Here is a 1248-nt window from a genome sequence, read left to right as displayed (position 1 = left end):
AGGGTCTTTGCCCTTGACAGCGTTGATCAGCGCTTCGTTGAGTCCTGCGCCGACGGCACCGGAGGCAAAGCCGGCACCTGTGATCTGACTCATAATGCCGCCGATGATCGCGTGCACGGCAATCTTTCGTCCGCTTCCGTCGTCCTTCATGTTGTGGGCGAGACGGAATGCCTCCTCACCGAAGACGGCGGCAAGCTCCTGCTGCTCCTCGATCTTCTTCTTGTCAAAGATTCTGCCGAGCTCATTGAGGGCATTCTCTTTGTCACGGCTCAGAGCCGAGATGTCCTGCGTGGGATTCTTCCTGATGTCGATGGTATTCTATTTATCAATCGGCCACAGACCATTAAAGAGACATTTAAATATTGTCGTATGCCCCATTTCAGAACACTCCGTTTCCACATTATCAATTACAAAATTCGCAGTAGCTTTATCTATTTGAATATACCCTTGAGATGAAAAAAACTCTTCCAATTCTGCTATCCGTTCTTGTTCTTCACAACCATGTAATTCGTCAAAAGAAAAAATAGCTTTTTCATTCTTTTTTTCTGTTTTATTTATGGTAAAAAAATAATATTTTCCAATGATACTAATGTATAGGAACAAATCTCGTCTTTCTCCATTTAATCTTTCTAAAAGACGGATATCGTCATCCAGTATATCTTGATTTTTATGCAACAAAATATGATATTCAATATCTGGATACTCCTCCATGTATGTCCAGTTAATAACAGCATACTGTGAAAAAATTTTTTTCAAGTTTTTTTCAATAAAAGCTAAATAATCCGCATTCTCGGCCATTTGTTGTTGTTTTTCCTTTAATTTCTTATACTCATCAGAGGATTGGTATAATGGATCATTAAACGGAATTCCTGTAGGATAATATTGATGAATTAGACAAACTAAATCATCTATAATGTTATTACTTCCTGTTGTCATTTTTATCGAACCTCTTATCTTTTAGTAGCTTCTTTGCAGTTCTAGCGGAAGCATCTCCTTTTTTTTGCTGCGGCTTCTATTTCTCATAAGGGCTTCCCTAGCCATTGCCCAGGGAATACCTGACGAATAGAGCCTTTTTTCTCCCTTTTTATAATTTCTTCTGGTGTTAAATTACCATTATTAGAGAAAAATATATTCTCTCTAGGGCTATTTGCGGTACCTTCTTGACTCCATTGCTCCTTAAAGTCCAACAAAGGATTTGTACGGGGCTTGTATTTAATATCTAGGATATTGGGAGAGAGATCAAAAGGG

Annotated in this window: 2 protein-coding genes; both read right to left on the bottom strand. The window is 39.0% G+C overall.

What is annotated here, in order from left to right; translation table 11 throughout:
* Window positions 1–318: 318 nt before the first annotated feature.
* On the bottom strand, window positions 319–936 hold the full coding sequence (locus HMPREF7545_RS09865) for a hypothetical protein (protein WP_155812227.1): 618 nt from the start codon (window positions 934–936) through the stop codon (window positions 319–321).
* Window positions 937–1019: 83 nt separating this feature from the next.
* A partial coding sequence (locus HMPREF7545_RS10300; RefSeq protein ID WP_040571402.1) for a hypothetical protein occupies window positions 1020–1248 on the bottom strand: 229 nt, incomplete at its 5' end.

This window comes from Centipeda noxia ATCC 43541 (assembly GCF_000160555.1).
Classification (GTDB): domain Bacteria; phylum Bacillota; class Negativicutes; order Selenomonadales; family Selenomonadaceae; genus Centipeda; species Centipeda noxia.
The sequence above is the reverse complement of the archived record's forward strand: the minus strand, read 5'-3'. Positions and strand labels throughout refer to the sequence as shown.